This window comes from Streptomyces sp. NPDC031474 (assembly GCF_055581185.1).
In genome coordinates, this window is sequence record NZ_JBVIJX010000012.1 from 352,463 (window position 1) to 367,334 (window position 14,872).

Below are 14,872 nucleotides of genomic sequence, written 5' to 3' on the forward strand. Positions count from 1 at the left end.
CGCGCGCCGGGGCCGGGGGACCGTCAAGATGCCTCCCCGGGCCGGCGGAGACCCCGTCCCGGTGCGCCGCGAGGCCGCCGTCCTGCGGATCACGCTCCACCGCCCCGAGCGGCGCAACGCCCACGGCGCGAAACTGCACGACGCCCTGGCCGCCGCGACCGCCGGAGCTGGTTCGGCACGGCCACCGACCTCGCCGCCGCGCATCTCGTCCGCACCCGGGCAGGCATGGCGGGCCGCCTGCTGAGCCGTCGGCGGACGGCTCACGGCTCTCGGCTCACGGCCAGGCTGCACGGTCACTGCGTCGGCGCGGGCATCGAACTTCCGGCCTTCGCCTCCCGCGTCGTGGCCGCCCCGGACACCCGGTCCGGCTGCCCGAGCCGGGCATGGGCCTGATCCCCGGCGCCGGCGGCACGGTCGGCCTGCCGCGCAGGATCGGCCGCAGGCGGACCCTGTTCCTGGTCCTCGGCGGCCGGACCGTCGCCGTCGAACGCGCCCTGGCCCGGGGGCTGGTGGACCGCATCGAGGAGTGAGCCGCCGCGCCGCGCGGCTCAGGCGCCGGTGTCGGTGTCGGTGTCGGTGGAGTCGAGGTGTTCTCTCAGCCACTGTTCGGTGCTGCTCACGTGCAGCAGGGCGGCGGCCTGGCTGAGGGCGGTGTCACGGCGGGACAGGGCCCGGAAGATCGCCTCGTGCTCGGCGAGGGTCCGACCCGCCGCGTGGGTGTCGACCAGGCCACGCCAGATGCGGGCGCGCAGAGTGCGACCGGAGACCCCTTCCAGGAGGGTGAGCAGGCTCTCGTTGCCGGTGGCGGAGACAACGGCGCGGTGGAAGGCCGCATCGTGGGCGTTGAGCCGCTCGACGTCGTCGCGGGCCTCGCGCATGGCGTCCAGATGCTGCTTCACCTCGGCCAGCTGGGCGTCGGTGATCCGCGTGGCCGCGAGTGCGGTGGCCACCGGTTCGAGGAGCCGTCGTACCTCCATCAGGTCCAGCAGCGCGGCCGAGTCGCTCTGGAGCAGTTCCACGGCACCGCCGAGACCCTCCAGGAGCAGGCTCGGCTGCAGGCTGGTCACATAGGTGCCGTCGCCCCGGCGGACCTCCAGGACCCGGGCGACGGACAGCGCCTTGACCGCTTCCCGGGCGAGGTTGCGGGACAGGCCCAGCTGGCCGGCCAGCTCCTGTTCCGGTGGCAGCTTCGAGCCCGGTGGGAGAGCACCGGTCCGGATCAACTCACGGATCTGCTCTATGGCCTTGTCGGTCAGAGACACCGCGAACTCCTTCCGTCAGTGTCCTCGACGGACACGTCCGACCTGATCAGCCTCCGGGCACGAAGGTCGTCCCAGAGTCCTTCGGGGATGTGCCGACGGTGGAGTTCCACGTTGCGTGTGACCTGTTCCGGATGCCGCATACCCAGGGTGACGTTGATGATAGTGGGGTGGGCGAGCGGGAAGGCGATCGCGGCGGCGGGAAGCGTCGTACCGTGGGCCTCGCAGACCTCGGCGATCGCCCGGGCACGCTCGACCACATCCTTCGGGGCGTCCTGGTAGTCGTACTTCATGCCCGCGGCGGGCCGCTCGCGGGAGAGCAGTCCCGAATTGAACACACCGACCGCCACCACGCTCTTTCCCTGCTCCTGCGCGGCCGGCAGGACGTCGTCCAGAGCCGACTGGTCGAGCAGCGTATAGCGCCCGGCCAGCATCACCACGTCGGCGGCGGTCTCGCGGAGGAAACGGGCGAGCATGGCCGACTGGTTCATGCCGGCGCCGATCGCCCCGATCACCTTCTGGTCGCGCAGTTCCGCCAGCGCCGGCATGGCCTCCTCGGCGGCCTGCCTCCAGTGCTCGTCGGGGTCGTGCAGATAGACGACGTCCAGGCGGTCCAGGCCCGTGCGCTCCAGCGTCGCCTCGATGGAGCGCAGTACGCCGTCCCGGCTGAAGTCCCACTCCCTGCGCAGATCGTCGCGTACGACGAAGCCCTCGCTGTCGACCCCGCTCGGCCGTTCGTTGGGGACGAGCAGACGGCCCACCTTGGAGGAGACGACGTACGCATCCCGAGGGCGGTCCCGCAGCGCCGCTCCCAGGCGGCGCTCGGACAGGCCGAGACCGTAGTGCGGCGCCGTGTCGAAGTACCGGATCCCGGACTCCCAGGCGGCGTCGACCGTGGCCGACGCGTCGTGGGGCGGGGTGATCCGATACAGGTTGCCGATCACCGAGGCGCCGAAACCGAGCTCGGTGAGCGCGACCGAGGTGTGGGCGATCTTCCGGTTGCGCAAGGGGAGCTCCTCGAAGGTGCGGGTGGTCGGACCGGCTGCCGACGGGATCACCGTCTGACGGCGGCGGAGCCGCCCGCCATGAGGGCCTCGACCTCGGCGAGCGAGGCCATGGAGACGTCTCCGGGCGTGGTCATGGTGAGCGCCCCGTGGGCGGTGCCGTAGGCAAGCGCGCGGCGCAGATCCGCTGCCCCCGCGGGGGCGCCGCCCTGCCCGTCGCCGGTCAGCAGCCCGTAGATCAGTCCGGCCGCGAAGCCGTCGCCGGAGCCGACCCGGTCCAGCACGTGCAGGCCGGGCATCTCGGGGCCGCCGACGAAGCCGCTCGCCGCCGACCACGCGGCGGAGGACCAGTCGTTCACTCCGGCCGAGGGGACAGTGCGCAGCGGGGTCGCCAGCACCTTGGCCTCGGGCACCAGGGCGGCCACTTCGGCGAGTGCGTCCGGCACCTCCTCGGCCGGGACGGGCGAGCCGCCCGGACGCTTCCCGGCCAGGCCCAGCGCGCCCACCACGACGTCGGCGTGGCGGGCGAGCCGCAGATCGGTCTCGCGCGCCCGGTCGGCGCCGCCCCGGCCGGCCCAGAGACTGGGGCGGAAGTTGGGGTCGTAGGAGACCGTCACGCCGTGGCGGCGGCCGGCCGCCATGGCCTCCTCCGCGACGTCCGCGGTGGTCTCCGACAGGCCGGCGAAGATGCCGCCGGTGTGGAACCAGCGCGGGCCCGACACGAACAGCGCGTCCCAGTCGACGTCCCCCGCGCGCAGCTGGGACACCGCCGTGTTCGCACGATCGCTGACGCCCAGCGCGCCCCGGATGCCGAAGCCGCGCTCGACGAAGTTCAGGCCGTTGCGCGCGGTGCGGCCGGCGCCGTCCGCGGAAACCCAGCGGACGAGGGACGTGTCGACGCCGCCCTGCAGCATGAGGTCCTCGACGAGCCGTCCGACCGCGTTGTCGGCCAGGGCCGTGACGACGGCCGTGCGCAGTCCGAAACAGCGGCGCAGGCCGCGTACGACGTTGTACTCGCCGCCGCCCTCCCAGACCTGGAACGAGCGCGCCGTGCGGATCCGCCCCTCGCCCGGGTCGAAGCGGAGCATCACCTCACCGAGGGCGACCACGTCGGTCACGTCGGTCACGTCCGTCACGTCCGTCACGTCGAACTCCTCTCCCACGTCGAGCTTCTCTCCCACGTCGTACTCCTCTTCACGGCCTCGGCGGTCAGCCGCCGGATCTCCGGGTACGCCGCACGTTCCAGATGGGCGGGGGTGGCCATCCAGCTGCCGCCCACGGCGAGGACCGCAGGGTGGCCGAGGTAGTCGCTCAGGCGGTCGGCGCCGATGCCGCCGGTCGGCACGAACCGCGCCCCGGGGAACGGCGCGGCGAGCGCCTGGAGGGTCCGCAGGCCGCCGAGAGGCTCGGCGGGAAACAGCTTCACGGTGTCGACACCGGCCCGCAGGCATCGCATCAGCTCGGTGGCGGTGGCGATGCCCGGCACCACGGGAACGTCCAACTCGCGGCAGGCGGCGACGACTTGCTCGTCGAAGCCGGGGGAGACGACGAAGCGGGCGCCGGCCGCCACCGCACGCTCCGCCTGCTCGGCGCTGAGCACGGTGCCGGCGCCGACGACCAGCCCGCCGTGCGCCGCCATCGCCCGCACCGCCTGCTCGGCGGCCGGGGTGCGGAAGGTGACCTCGGCGCACCGGGCGCCGCCCTCCGCGAGCGCCTCGGCGAGCGGGCCTGCGGTCGCGGCGGACGGGACGGTGAGCACCGGCATGACACGGGCGCCGGACAGCACGGAGACGAGGTCGGCGGTCATCTGCCGAGCCAGCCGCCGTCGACGGGCAGCACGGTGCCGTGGACGTAGGCGGCCGCGTCCGAGGCCAGGAACACGGCGGCCCCCGCGAGGTCGTCGGCGCCGCCCCAGCGTCCGGCCGGAATGCGCTCCAGAATGGCCCTGCTGCGCACCGGATCGTCCTGGAGGGCCCGGGTGTTGTCGGTGGCGATATAGCCGGGGGCGATGGCGTTGACGTTGACGCCGTGCGCCGCCCATTCGTTGGCCAGTGCCTTGGTCAGTCCGGTGACGCCGTGCTTGGCGGCGGTGTAGCCGGGGACGTTGATGCCGCCCTGGAAGCTGAGCAGCGACGCCGTGAAGATGATCTTCCCCTGGCCGCGGGCCACCATCGCCGCGCCGACGGCCCGGGTCAGCGCGAACTGCGCGTTCAGGTTGACCTGGAGCACCAACTCCCAGTCGGCGTCGGGGTGTTCGGCGGCGGGGGCGCGGCGGATGGTGCCCGCGTTGTTCACCAGGATGTCCACCGGCCGCTCCCGCCCCCCGAGGTCCTCCCCGAGGGCCCGCACCGCGTCGGCGTCGGCGAAGTCGGTGCGGATCGCCTCGAAGGCACGCCCCGCGGCGACGACGTCCTTCTCGACGTCGCTGCCCGACGCCTCGAGAGCGGCGCTGACGCCGATGACGTCCGCGCCGGCCTCGGCGAGGGCGCGGGCGACGGCCCGGCCGATGCCGCGCCGCGCGCCGGTGACGACGGCCAGCCTGCCCGTCAGGTCGAAGACGTTCATACGGCGGCTCCTTCGGCCTCGTCGGTGCAGTCCACCAGGATCTTCATCACGTCGCCGCCCGCCTCCAGCGCCTCGAACGCCGCGGGCGCCTCGGTGAGCGGTACCACCTTGCTGATCAGCCGTTCGGCGGGGATCGTGCCGTCCGCCACGAGAGCGACGGCCCGCTCGAAGTCGGAGCGGTCGTACAGCCGGGCGCCGACGAGCGTCAGCTCGCGCCAGAAGAAGCGGTGCAGGTTCACCTCGCGGGGCCGGGGATGGATGGCCACCAGACACAGCCGGCCGCGAACGCCGAGCACCTCGACCGCCGTCTCGACGCCGCCGGCTGCGCCGGACACCTCGAAGGCGACGTCGGCGCTCGCGTCGCCCGTCCACTCCCGCACCAGCGCGGGGACGTCCTCGGCGGCCGGATCCCAGGCGGTCAGCCCCAGGCCCGCGGCCAACGCCCTTCGGTGGGCGCTCAGTTCGGCCACCCGGACCTCGGCGCCGGCGGCCTGCGCCACCAGTGCGATGAGGATGCCGACGGGGCCGCCGCCGACCACGACGACGCGCTCGCCGTCACGGACCCCGGCCCGGCCGACGTCGTGCACGGCCACCGCCGTGGGTTCGACGAGCGCGGCCCGGTCCAGCGGAAGCGAGTCCGGCAGCCGGACGAGCGTGGCGGCGGGCACGGTCCAGCGCTGCTGCATCGCACCGGGGGAGTCGATGCCGATGAAGTCGAGGTGCTGGCAGATGTGCCGGTGACCGGCCAGGCAGGCTGGGCAGTTGTCGTCCCAGCGCAGCGGCATCACCGTCACCGCGTCACCGGGCGCCCAGCCCTCCACGCCGGCGCCGACGCGCACGACCCGGCCGGACATCTCGTGCCCGAGCACGGCGGGCGTGCTCACCCGGGCGTCCATGTCACCGTGGAAGATGTGCAGGTCGGTGCCGCAGATGCCGACATATGCGGGAGCCAGCTCCACCTCTCCGGGGCCGGGGGCCGGGGTTCGGGCGGGGGCCGTGTCCAGGGTGCGGGCGGCTGTGTAACGGACGGCCAGTGTCATCGTGTTCTCAGGGTCCCTTCAGCGCGGACGCCGATGGTCAGCAGCAGGTTGGCGTAGGTACGGATGTCGGCGGTGACGACGGCCAGCGCCAGGTCGGGGGAGCGCGCGGCGTCGTAGAACGCGAAGCGGCCGAGTGTCTCGACGGGAACCGGCGCCAGCCGGGAGCGGTACTCGGCGATGGCCGGCGGCTCCGGTTCGCCCTCGGGCGGCACCATGACGTGGGCCGACTCGACGGGGAGCGCGCGCAGCAGGACGTCGAGCACGGTCGTGACGTCGAGCAGGCCGGGGGCGAGATTGAGGTGGACGATCCTGGCCCGCTCTCCGGTGGCGGTGCTCGCGGGGTAGTGGCCGTCGGCGAGCAGCACGCGGGCGCCGTGACCGGATCCGGCGAGGGCTGCCAGGATGTCGGGGTGCAGGAGTTCGGTCAGGAGCACGGCGTCTCCGCCTTCCTTACGAGGGAGTTCAGGCCGTAGAAGGCGGTCGCGGCGCCCCGGAGGACCGCCTCGGTCTCGCCGGGGGAGCAGTCGTCGAGGAGTTCCTCGACCGTGGCGGCCCAGCGGTCCCAGCCGCCCGCGAGGAAGCAGACCGGCCAGTCGGAGCCGAACATCAGCCGCTGGGGGCCGAAGGCGGCGAGCAGGACGTCCCACACGGGCCGGATGTCCGCGGTCGTCCATGTGGCGTGGTCGGCCTCCGTGATCAGGCCCGACACCTTGCACATGACCTGGGGATGTGCGGCCAGCCGCCGCACGTCGCGCTCCCACACCTCAAGTGCGTCCAGGTCGCGCCCGAGGAGCGGCGGCTTGCCCGCGTGGTCGAGGACGAGCGGCAGCCCGGGGAGGCTCTCGGCCAGCCGGATCGCCTGCGGCAACTGGGGACTGCGGACGAGGACGTCGTAGGCGAGCCCGCGCTCGCCCAGCGCGCGCAAGCCCCGTTGCACGCAGGGCCGTTGCAGCCACCCGGGGTCGTGCTCCTGCTGGACGAGATGCCTGACGGACCGCAGACGGCGGCCGCCGGGGCCCGACCGCAGTTCGTCGAGTACGTCGCCGACGGCGGCAGAGGTCAGGTCCGCCCAGCCGACGACCGCGCCGACCAGCGGATCCTCCTCGGCCAGGGCGAGCAGTTCGCGTGTCTCCGGGAGCGACGTGACGCACTGGACGACGACCGTGCCGCCGAGCCGTCGGCCGGCGATCGGGCGGGTCGCGGCCGCACGCAGGTCGTCGACGGCGAACGCGCGGCGGACAGGTGCGTGGCCGGGCTCGTCCAGCCAGGGCTGGGGGCGGTGGTCCGGATCCCACACATGATGGTGGGAATCGACGAGTTCGAGGAGGTCAGACACGAGCGGACCAGACGGGGCCGTCGGGGTAGCCGTACTCCTCGAGGGACTCGGGGTGCATCTGCGCACCGAGTCCGGGCAGGGTCGGCGCCAGGTAGTGGCCGTCGGCGATGCGCACCGGGTCGATGAAGTGCTCGTGCAGATGGTCGACGTACTCGATGACCCGGTCCTGGAGGCTGGCGGAGACGGACACGTAGTCGAACATCGACAGGTGCTGGACCATCTCGCACAGCCCGACGCCGCCGGCGTGCGGGCAGACCGGCACGCCGAACTTGGCGGCGAGCAGCAGGATCGCGATGTTCTCGTTGACGCCGCCGACCCGGGCGGAGTCGATCTGGACGATGTCCACCGCGCCGGCCTGGAGGAGCTGCTTGAAGACGACCCGGTTGGCGATGTGTTCGCCGGTGGCGACCTTGATGGGGGCGACGGCCTTGCGCACGGCGGCGTGGCCGAGGATGTCGTCGGGGGAGGTGGGCTCCTCGATCCAGTACGGGTCGTAGGGGGCCAGTGCCCGCATCCAGTCGATGGCGGGCTGGATGTCCCATCTCTGGTTGGCGTCGACGGCGATGCGGATGGAGTCGCCGACCGTCTCGCGGGCGGTGCGCATGCGCCGTACGTCGTCCTCCAGGTCCGCGCCGACCTTCAGCTTGATCTGGGTGAAGCCGTCGGCGACGGCCTCGCGGGCCAGTCGGGCCAGCTTCTCGTCGGAGTAGCCGAGCCAGCCGGGCGTGGTGGTGTAGGCGGGGTAACCGCGCTCCAGGAGGCGGGCGATGCGGTCCTCGCGGCCCGGTTCGGCACGCTTGAGGATCTCCAGGGCCTCCTCGGGGGGGAGGGCGTCGCTCAGCCAACGGAAGTCGACCTGGGCGACCAGTTCCTCGGGCGACATGTCGGCCAGGAAGCGCCAGACGGGCTTGCCCGCCCGCTTGGCGGCGAGGTCCCAGGCGGCGTTGATGACGGCGCCGGTCGCCATGTGGATGGCGCCCTTCTCCGGTCCCAGCCAGCGCAGTTGCGGGTCGTGGACGAGGCTGCGGGAGAACGCGCCGAGGTCGGCGCAGACCTCCTCGACGGACAGCCCGACGACGTGCGGGGCGAGCGTCGCGATGGCGGCGGCCTGCGCGTCGTTGCCGCGTCCGGTGGTGAAGGCCAGGGCGTGGCCCTCCAGGCCGTCGCCGGCGTCGGTGCGCAGGACGACGTAGGCGGCGGAGTAGTCGGGTTCGGGGTTCATCGCGTCCGACCCGTCCAACTGCTCGGAGGTGGGAAACCGCACGTCCAGGACGTCGAGAGCGGTGATGCGGGCGGAAGTGGGCACGACGGAGGACATGGCAGCAACTCCTGTGGGGGCAGGGGGGGGAACAAGGTCCCTGCGACGAGAGGGGGAACGGCGGCGGGCGAGCGGGAGGCCCCCGGGGTCAGGACGGGCCGGTGACGGCCGCGCGGGTCACTCCTGGACCCTTCACTCCTGGACCTTGCCGCCCGTGATGCGGGAGATGGTCAGGGCGAACAGGATGATCAGGCCGTTGAGGGCGCCGATCCACTGCGCGGGGACACCGCCCAGGGTGAGCACGTTCTGGATCATGAAGAGCAGCAGGATGCCGCTGAACGCCCCGAACATGGTGCCCTTGCCGCCGTTGAGGCTGATGCCTCCGATGACCGCGGCGGCCATGACGGTGAAGATGTAGCCGTTGCCCTGCGCGGAGGCGACGGAGGCGAGGCGCCCGGACAGCAGCAGACCGGCGAGGGCGGCGAGCACGCTGCCGGTGACGATGACGATCCACAGCACCCGGTCGGTGCGGATGCCGGCCGCCTTCGCGGCGTCGACGTTGCCGCCGATGGCGTACAGGGAGCGGCCGAAGCTGGTCCAGCCGAGGACGACGATGGCGACGGCGAACAGGGTGAGGCAGATCCAGATGGAGGCGGGCATCCCGAACCATTCGGCGGTGCCCAGGTAGAGCATGGACTCCGGCAGCTGGAAGAAGGTCTGGCCGCCCGAGACGCCCGTGAGGATGCCGCGCAGCACGATCAGCATGCCGAGGGTGACGATGAAGCCGTTGAGGCCGAAGCGGATGATCAGCAGGGCGTTGACCACACCGACGAGCGCGCCCACGGCGAGCGTGACCGGGATCGCCCACGAGCCCGGCAGCAGACCGAGGCCGTGACCCGCGCCGACCGGAACCACCAGCCAGGCCGCGACTCCGGGCGCGAGGCCCATGGTCGACTCCAGGGAGAGGTCCATCTTCTTGACGATCAGGATCATCGTCTGGGCGAGGACCAGCAGGGCGATCTCCGACATGGTCTGCAGGACGTTGATGAGGTTGTCCGCCTGCAGGAAGACCGGACTGACGATCCGGCCGACGATCGCGATGACCACGATCGCGGGGATCAGCGCGAGGTCGCGCAGCCGGGCCAGGGGTATCCGGCCGCCGAACAGCCCGGTCCGCTTGGCGTTCGGCTCCGTGGTCCCGGAGGCGGGCTTGTCCGCGAGGACGGTTTCAGGCATTGAGGTCCACTCCTTCCATCGCGGCCACGAGGTCGTGGTCGTGCCAGCCGCGGGTGATTTCCGAGGTCACTCGGCCCTGGAACATCACCAGGACCCGGTCGCACATCCGCAGGTCGTCGAGTTCGTCGGAGGCGATGAGCACTCCGGTGCCGGCCTCGGCGATCTCCTCGACCTTGCCGAGGAGGAACTCCTTGGAGCGCACGTCGACGCCCGCGGTCGGGTTGATCAGCACCAGCAGCCGGGGGTCGTCGGCGAGGGCGCGCGCCATGACGACCTTCTGCTGGTTGCCGCCGGACAGCGCGGAGACCGGCAGGTCCGGCCCCGGGGTCTTGATCGCCAGCTTCTCGATCATGGCCTCGGCGAGCCGGTCCCGGCGCTGGGCGCTGATGAACCCGTGGTGGCCGAGCCGGCCGGGCACGGAGAGAGTGGCGTTGTCCGCGATCGACATGTCGGGGACGAAGCCCTGGTGGTGCCGGTCCTGCGGGACGAACCCGGCGCCGGCGGCCAGCGCGGCGGGCACGCTTCCCGCCCCGGGCCGCTGCCCCGCGATCTCCACATCACCGCTGTCGGCGGCCCGCAGTCCCACCACGGTCTCGGCGATCTCCGTACGGCCGCTGCCGGCCGCTCCGGCGAGTCCGACGATCTCGCCCGCCCCCACCCGGAACGTGACGTCGCCGTAGGTCTCGCCGGTCAGGGCCCGCACACTCAGCGCGGCCGTCGCCTCGGCGTCCAGGCTGCTCGCCCGTTCCTCACGCCGGTCGGCGGCCGCCTCACCGGTCATGGCGGCGACGAGTTCGGTCCGCGGGAGCTCGGCGACCGGCGCGGTCAGGATGTGCCGGGCGTCCCGGAACACCGTCACCATGTCGCAGATCTCGTAGATCTCCTGGAGGTGGTGGCTGATGAACAGGAAGGTCACGCCCTGGCGTTGCAGGTCGCGGATCCGGTCGAAGAGCCGGCTGATCGCCGCCGCGTCGAGCTGCGCGGTCGGCTCGTCGAGGATGATGAACCGGGCGCCGAACGACAGCGCACGGGCGATCTCGACGAACTGACGCTGCTCGACGTCGAGTTCACCGGCGGGGGTCTGCGGGTCGACGTCCACGGACCACGTCGACAGCGTCTCCTGCGCACGGCGGCGCACGCCCGGCCAGCTGATGAGCCGGCCGCGGCCGTGGTGGTGCCGGTTAAGGAAGAGGTTCTCGGCGACCGTCAGGGTGGGGATGATCGTCGACTTCTGGTAGACGCAGGCCACGCGCTGCCGCCAGGCGTCACGGTCGGCGAGCCGTGGGGCCGCGCTGCCGCCGAACGTCACCGTGCCCTCGTCGGGGGCCTGCAGACCGGTGAGGACGGAGACCAGGGTCGACTTGCCCGCTCCGTTGCGGCCGACGAGCGCGTGGGTCTCGCCGGGCCTGATGGTGATCCGGGCGCCGTTCAGGGCCACCGTCGGACCGAATCGTTTGACTATGCCCGTCGCCTCGACCACGGGCGGGTCCGCCGGGACCCGTCCGTCGTCCGCCGGGGCGGGCGCGGGGGTGACTGCTCGCTCCCCGTCACTCATCTCAACCGCCTTGCGTTCGTGAGCCGTTGGATTTCCGGGCGAGCCGTCAGCCGAGGTGGTTGCCCCACAGGGAGGGGTCGGTGCTCTTGAGGCTCGGGACTCCGCCGTACGTGCCGCCGTCGGCGGTGACCAGCGGCGCGGAGAGCTGGTCCTCCAGCAGGCCGTCACGCACCTGCACGATGGTGCTGTCGTGGTCGGTCCTGCCCGGCTTGAAGGTCTTCCCGTCGATCGCGGCCTTCAGGTAGTACAGGGCGTACTGGGCGTAGAGGTCGGCCGGCTGGGAGACCGTGGCGTCGATCTTCCCCGCGGCGATGGACTTCAGCTCCTGCGGAATGCCGTCGTTGGAGACGACGAACACATGCTTGCTGTCCTTCGGGTCGACCAACAGGCCCTTCTGCTTCAGGACTTGGAGGGTGCCGGCCAGGGCGAAGCTGGACTCCATGTAGACGCCCCTGATGTCCGGGTTGGCCGTCAGGTCCGTCTGGAGCTTCTGCGCGGCGACGGCGCCGTCCCAGTTGGTGGCCTCGCCGAACACCTTGACGCCGGGGTAGTTCTTCTTCATGCAGTCGTTGAACGCCTCGGTGCGGTCACGGCCGTTGATGGAGTCCAGGCCGCCCTCCAGCATCACGACCTTGCCCTTGCCGCCGAGCTTCGTGCCGAGGTACTGGCACGCCTTCTCGCCGTACGCTCGGTTGTCGGCGCGCACCACCATGAAGACCTTTCCGCTGTCCGGGCGGGTGTCGACGGTGACCACCGGAATCTTCTTCGCCTCCAACTGCGCCAGCGTCGGCGCGATGGCGGCGGTGTCCTGCGGGGCCATGGCGATGCCCTTGACGCCCTGGCTGACGAACGTCTGCACGTTGGCGGTCAGTTTGGCGACGTCGTTCTGCGAGTTCGTGGTCTTGAGCGAGAGGCCGAGCTTCTTCGCGGACTCCGGCGTGTACTTGATGTACGAGTTCCAGAAGTCGGTGTCGGAGCGCGGGTAGTCGACGCCGACCAGCGGCGCGTCGCTCGACGACGCCGAGGTGCTGGAGCCGCTGCCGCAGGCGCTGAGCAGCGCCAGTGCGGACAGGGCGGCGGCGGTGGAACAGAGTGCGTTTCTGAGTCTCATCGGTACTTCCTCGCGCTGGTCCCGTAGCGGGAGATGTTTCGCATGGGCGGCAACTGTGTGCCGTCTCCTCGAAGAGATGGGATGTTTATAGGGTGTGCGGCAACGGGCTGTCTAGTCCTGGATGCGAGTTCATGCAAAATTGCACGTCAGAGCCGGGAAGTGAGGCCTGATGGACTCCGCGAGGGTGGATCGATGACGAGATCCATCCCATCAATCGGGTCGAGCTCCTGATGTGATCCAGACAGGCGTCATCCGACAGACATGCCATGTCTGGCCGGTGAAAAAGCGCAAGAAAAATGAACAAAAGTGACAAAACGCCTGGTCAAGCAAGTCTTTTCATCCCTGCACCACCGTTGACATCCCGGGGACGCATGGTCGACCTTCATGCGTAACAACCGGCCGTCCCGGTTCTCTCCCTCCCCCCTTCCGCATCAGGGATGTCTCCATGTCGAGTTCGCTCAACAGACGCCAGTTCCTGGCCGGCGCCACCTTCGTGGCCGCGGCGGCCGTCGCCGGAGGTGTGTTCGCCGCCGGCGGCGCACAAGCGGCGCCCGCCACCTACACGCCCGACTGGAACTCGGTCGACCAGCACCCACCGGCCCCGGAGTGGTTCCAGGACGCCAAGTTCGGCATCTACTTCCACTGGGGCGTCTTCAGCGTTCCGGCGTACGACAGCGAGTGGTATCCGCGCAACATGTACCAAAGCGGCAGCAACGCCAACAAACACCATGTCGCGACCTACGGTCAGCCGTCGGCGTGGCCGTACCACAACTTCATCGACGGGGCGCAGGACCTGACGGGCAACTTCGTGAAGTTCGCGCCGAAGCTGAAGTCGGCCGGCGGGAACTTCGACCCCGACGAGTGGGCCCAGCTGTTCGTCGACGCCGGCGCGAGGTTCGCCGGCCCGGTCGCCGAGCACCACGACGGCTTCTCCATGTGGGACAGCCAGGTCAACGAGTGGAACTCGGTGAACAAGGGTCCGGGGCTGAACCTGCTGCAGCTGTTCTCCACGGCCATCCGCGCCAAGGGCCTCAAGCTGCTGGTGGCCATGCACCACGCGTTCAACTTCAACGGCTTCTACGAGTACGCCCCCGCCCAGAGGGACCCGAGCCTGAAAAAGCTGTACGGGCAGCTGGGCGCGGCCGCGGAGAACCAGCTCTGGTACGACAAGCTCAAGGAGGTCATCGACCGTGCCCAGCCCGACATCCTGTGGCAGGACTTCAAGCTCGACGCCGTCGACGAGACCCAGCGCCTGAACTTCCTCTCGTACTACTACAACCAGGCGGGCAGCTGGGGCCGTGAGGTCGTCGCCACCTACAAGGACGGCTTCAACAACAAGGGCGAGGTCTTCGACTACGAGCGCGGCGGCCCGGCCGACATCACCACCCCGTACTGGCTGACCGACGACAGCATCTCCAGCTCCAGCTGGTGCTACACCCAGGGCATCGGTTACTACAGCATCCAGCAGATGCTGCACTCGTTCATCGACCGGGTCAGCAAGAACGGCAACATGCTGCTGAACATCGCGCCGATGGCCGACGGCACCATCCCCCAGGCGCAGAAGGACATCCTGCTCGGCATCGGTGACCATCTGAAGCGCTTCGGCGAGTCGTTGTACGCGACCCGTGCCTGGACGGCGTACGGCGAGGGCCCGACGAAGATGGGCGGCGGTTCGTTCACCACCCCGCATGCCGGCACGGCGCAGGACATCCGCTTCACCCGCAACAAGGCCGACAACGTCCTGTACGCGACCGTCCTGGGCTGGCCGGGCAGCTCGCTGACCATCAAGACGCTCAGCTCGGACCGCATCAACCTGTCGTCGCTGGCCTCGGTGAAGCTCCTCGGCTCCACCGCCGGCACCTACATCGACCTGCCCGCACCGGCCCAGAACTCCTCCGGCCTCACGGTCGCCCTGCCCTCCTCGGCGCCGTACGGCGCCAACGCCTACGTCCTGAAGCTGACTTTCTCCGGCGCGATCCCGGGCCTGCTGCCGGCCGCCGGCGCCGTCGTCTTCACGGACGTCAACTACACCGGCAACGCGGCCGTGTTGACCGTCGGCGACTACACCGCGGCCGACCTGACCGCGGCGGGACCGGGCGCGCGCACCATCTCCTCGCCCCGGCCGTCCCCCGGCTACCAGGTGACCGGCTACTCCGGGGACAACCTCACCGGCACCTCCTGGACGTTCACCGCCGACAACCCCGACCTGCGGGTCACCGGCAACAACGACCAGATCGCCTCACTGAGGGTCCAGTTCAACCCGGCGACGTACTTCTGGCTCACCAACGTCACCGACGGCCTCGCCCTGGACAGCGGTGGCAACGTGGCCCCCGGGTCCAACCTCAAGCAGTGGACCTGGGACGGCAGTTCCAACCTGCAGTGGCAGGCGGTGGCGGTCTCAGACGGTTACTACCCCTGGGTATTCAGCGGAATTGGGCGGGCTGACGTCCCGATAGCAGAAAGGTGCCGTTGACCTGCGAGGATGCGAGTGTCTAGATCGTATCCGTG

At 70.9% G+C, this 14,872-nt stretch carries 15 protein-coding genes; 3 read left to right on the forward strand and 12 right to left on the reverse strand.

Annotation, left to right across the window (positions count from 1 at the left end):
• Positions 1-28 precede the first annotated feature (28 nt).
• Together ACZ5SK_RS27020 and ACZ5SK_RS27025 are read left to right on the forward strand one after the other, a co-directional pair.
• Positions 29-244 (forward strand): hypothetical protein, encoded by a 216-nt coding sequence (locus ACZ5SK_RS27020; RefSeq protein WP_334574587.1) that lies wholly within the window; start codon positions 29-31, stop codon positions 242-244.
• A gap of 139 nt (positions 245-383) precedes the next feature.
• The gene (locus ACZ5SK_RS27025) at positions 384-530 is read left to right on the forward strand and encodes a hypothetical protein (RefSeq protein WP_334574586.1); all 147 of its coding nucleotides are present in this window, start codon (positions 384-386) and stop codon (positions 528-530) included.
• An 18-nt stretch (positions 531-548) separates the two neighbouring features.
• Here ACZ5SK_RS27025 and ACZ5SK_RS27030 read toward each other — a convergent pair whose 3' ends face one another.
• The 12 genes from ACZ5SK_RS27030 to ACZ5SK_RS27085 form a co-directional block, all read right to left on the reverse strand.
• Positions 549-1,262, reverse strand: coding sequence for a FadR/GntR family transcriptional regulator (locus tag ACZ5SK_RS27030; protein WP_334574585.1), 714 nt, complete (start codon positions 1,260-1,262; stop codon positions 549-551).
• Positions 1,253-2,266, reverse strand: coding sequence for an aldo/keto reductase (locus ACZ5SK_RS27035; RefSeq protein WP_334574584.1), 1,014 nt, complete (start codon positions 2,264-2,266; stop codon positions 1,253-1,255). The genes ACZ5SK_RS27030 and ACZ5SK_RS27035 overlap by 10 nt, the downstream gene beginning before the upstream one ends.
• A 47-nt stretch (positions 2,267-2,313) precedes the next feature.
• A complete protein-coding gene (locus tag ACZ5SK_RS27040) occupies positions 2,314-3,381 on the reverse strand; it encodes a sugar kinase (RefSeq protein WP_334581054.1) in 1,068 nt (355 codons plus the stop codon).
• 23 nt (positions 3,382-3,404) lie between these two features.
• The gene (locus tag ACZ5SK_RS27045; protein WP_334574583.1) at positions 3,405-4,070 is read right to left on the reverse strand and encodes a bifunctional 4-hydroxy-2-oxoglutarate aldolase/2-dehydro-3-deoxy-phosphogluconate aldolase; all 666 of its coding nucleotides are present in this window, start codon (positions 4,068-4,070) and stop codon (positions 3,405-3,407) included.
• Complete coding sequence (locus ACZ5SK_RS27050; RefSeq protein WP_334574582.1) at positions 4,067-4,828, reverse strand: SDR family oxidoreductase; 762 nt, start codon at positions 4,826-4,828, stop codon at positions 4,067-4,069. The genes ACZ5SK_RS27045 and ACZ5SK_RS27050 overlap by 4 nt, the downstream gene beginning before the upstream one ends.
• Positions 4,825-5,868 carry a zinc-dependent alcohol dehydrogenase gene (locus ACZ5SK_RS27055; protein WP_334574580.1) on the reverse strand — a complete coding sequence of 348 codons (1,044 nt, stop codon included), beginning with the start codon at positions 5,866-5,868 and terminating at the stop codon, positions 4,825-4,827. Before ACZ5SK_RS27055 ends, ACZ5SK_RS27050 begins: the two co-directional genes overlap by 4 nt.
• Positions 5,865-6,302 carry an RbsD/FucU domain-containing protein gene (locus ACZ5SK_RS27060; RefSeq protein ID WP_334574578.1) on the reverse strand — a complete coding sequence of 146 codons (438 nt, stop codon included), beginning with the start codon at positions 6,300-6,302 and terminating at the stop codon, positions 5,865-5,867. The genes ACZ5SK_RS27055 and ACZ5SK_RS27060 overlap by 4 nt, the downstream gene beginning before the upstream one ends.
• Entirely contained in the window at positions 6,293-7,204 is a 912-nt protein-coding gene (locus tag ACZ5SK_RS27065; protein ID WP_457494118.1) for an amidohydrolase family protein, read from the reverse strand. Before ACZ5SK_RS27065 ends, ACZ5SK_RS27060 begins: the two co-directional genes overlap by 10 nt.
• Complete coding sequence (locus ACZ5SK_RS27070) at positions 7,197-8,522, reverse strand: L-fuconate dehydratase (protein ID WP_468576656.1); 1,326 nt, start codon at positions 8,520-8,522, stop codon at positions 7,197-7,199. Before ACZ5SK_RS27070 ends, ACZ5SK_RS27065 begins: the two co-directional genes overlap by 8 nt.
• A 132-nt stretch (positions 8,523-8,654) precedes the next feature.
• On the reverse strand, positions 8,655-9,698 hold the full coding sequence (locus ACZ5SK_RS27075) for an ABC transporter permease (protein WP_334574575.1): 1,044 nt from the start codon (positions 9,696-9,698) through the stop codon (positions 8,655-8,657).
• On the reverse strand, positions 9,691-11,253 hold the full coding sequence (locus ACZ5SK_RS27080; protein ID WP_361702754.1) for a sugar ABC transporter ATP-binding protein: 1,563 nt from the start codon (positions 11,251-11,253) through the stop codon (positions 9,691-9,693). Before ACZ5SK_RS27080 ends, ACZ5SK_RS27075 begins: the two co-directional genes overlap by 8 nt.
• Before the next feature lie 46 nt (positions 11,254-11,299).
• Complete coding sequence (locus ACZ5SK_RS27085; protein ID WP_334574571.1) at positions 11,300-12,364, reverse strand: sugar ABC transporter substrate-binding protein; 1,065 nt, start codon at positions 12,362-12,364, stop codon at positions 11,300-11,302.
• 445 nt (positions 12,365-12,809) lie between these two features.
• Here ACZ5SK_RS27085 and ACZ5SK_RS27090 point away from each other — a divergent pair, with 445 nt between their 5' ends.
• Positions 12,810-14,837, forward strand: a complete 2,028-nt coding sequence (locus tag ACZ5SK_RS27090; protein ID WP_468576657.1) for an alpha-L-fucosidase — start codon at positions 12,810-12,812, stop codon at positions 14,835-14,837.
• Positions 14,838-14,872: the final 35 nt, after the last annotated feature.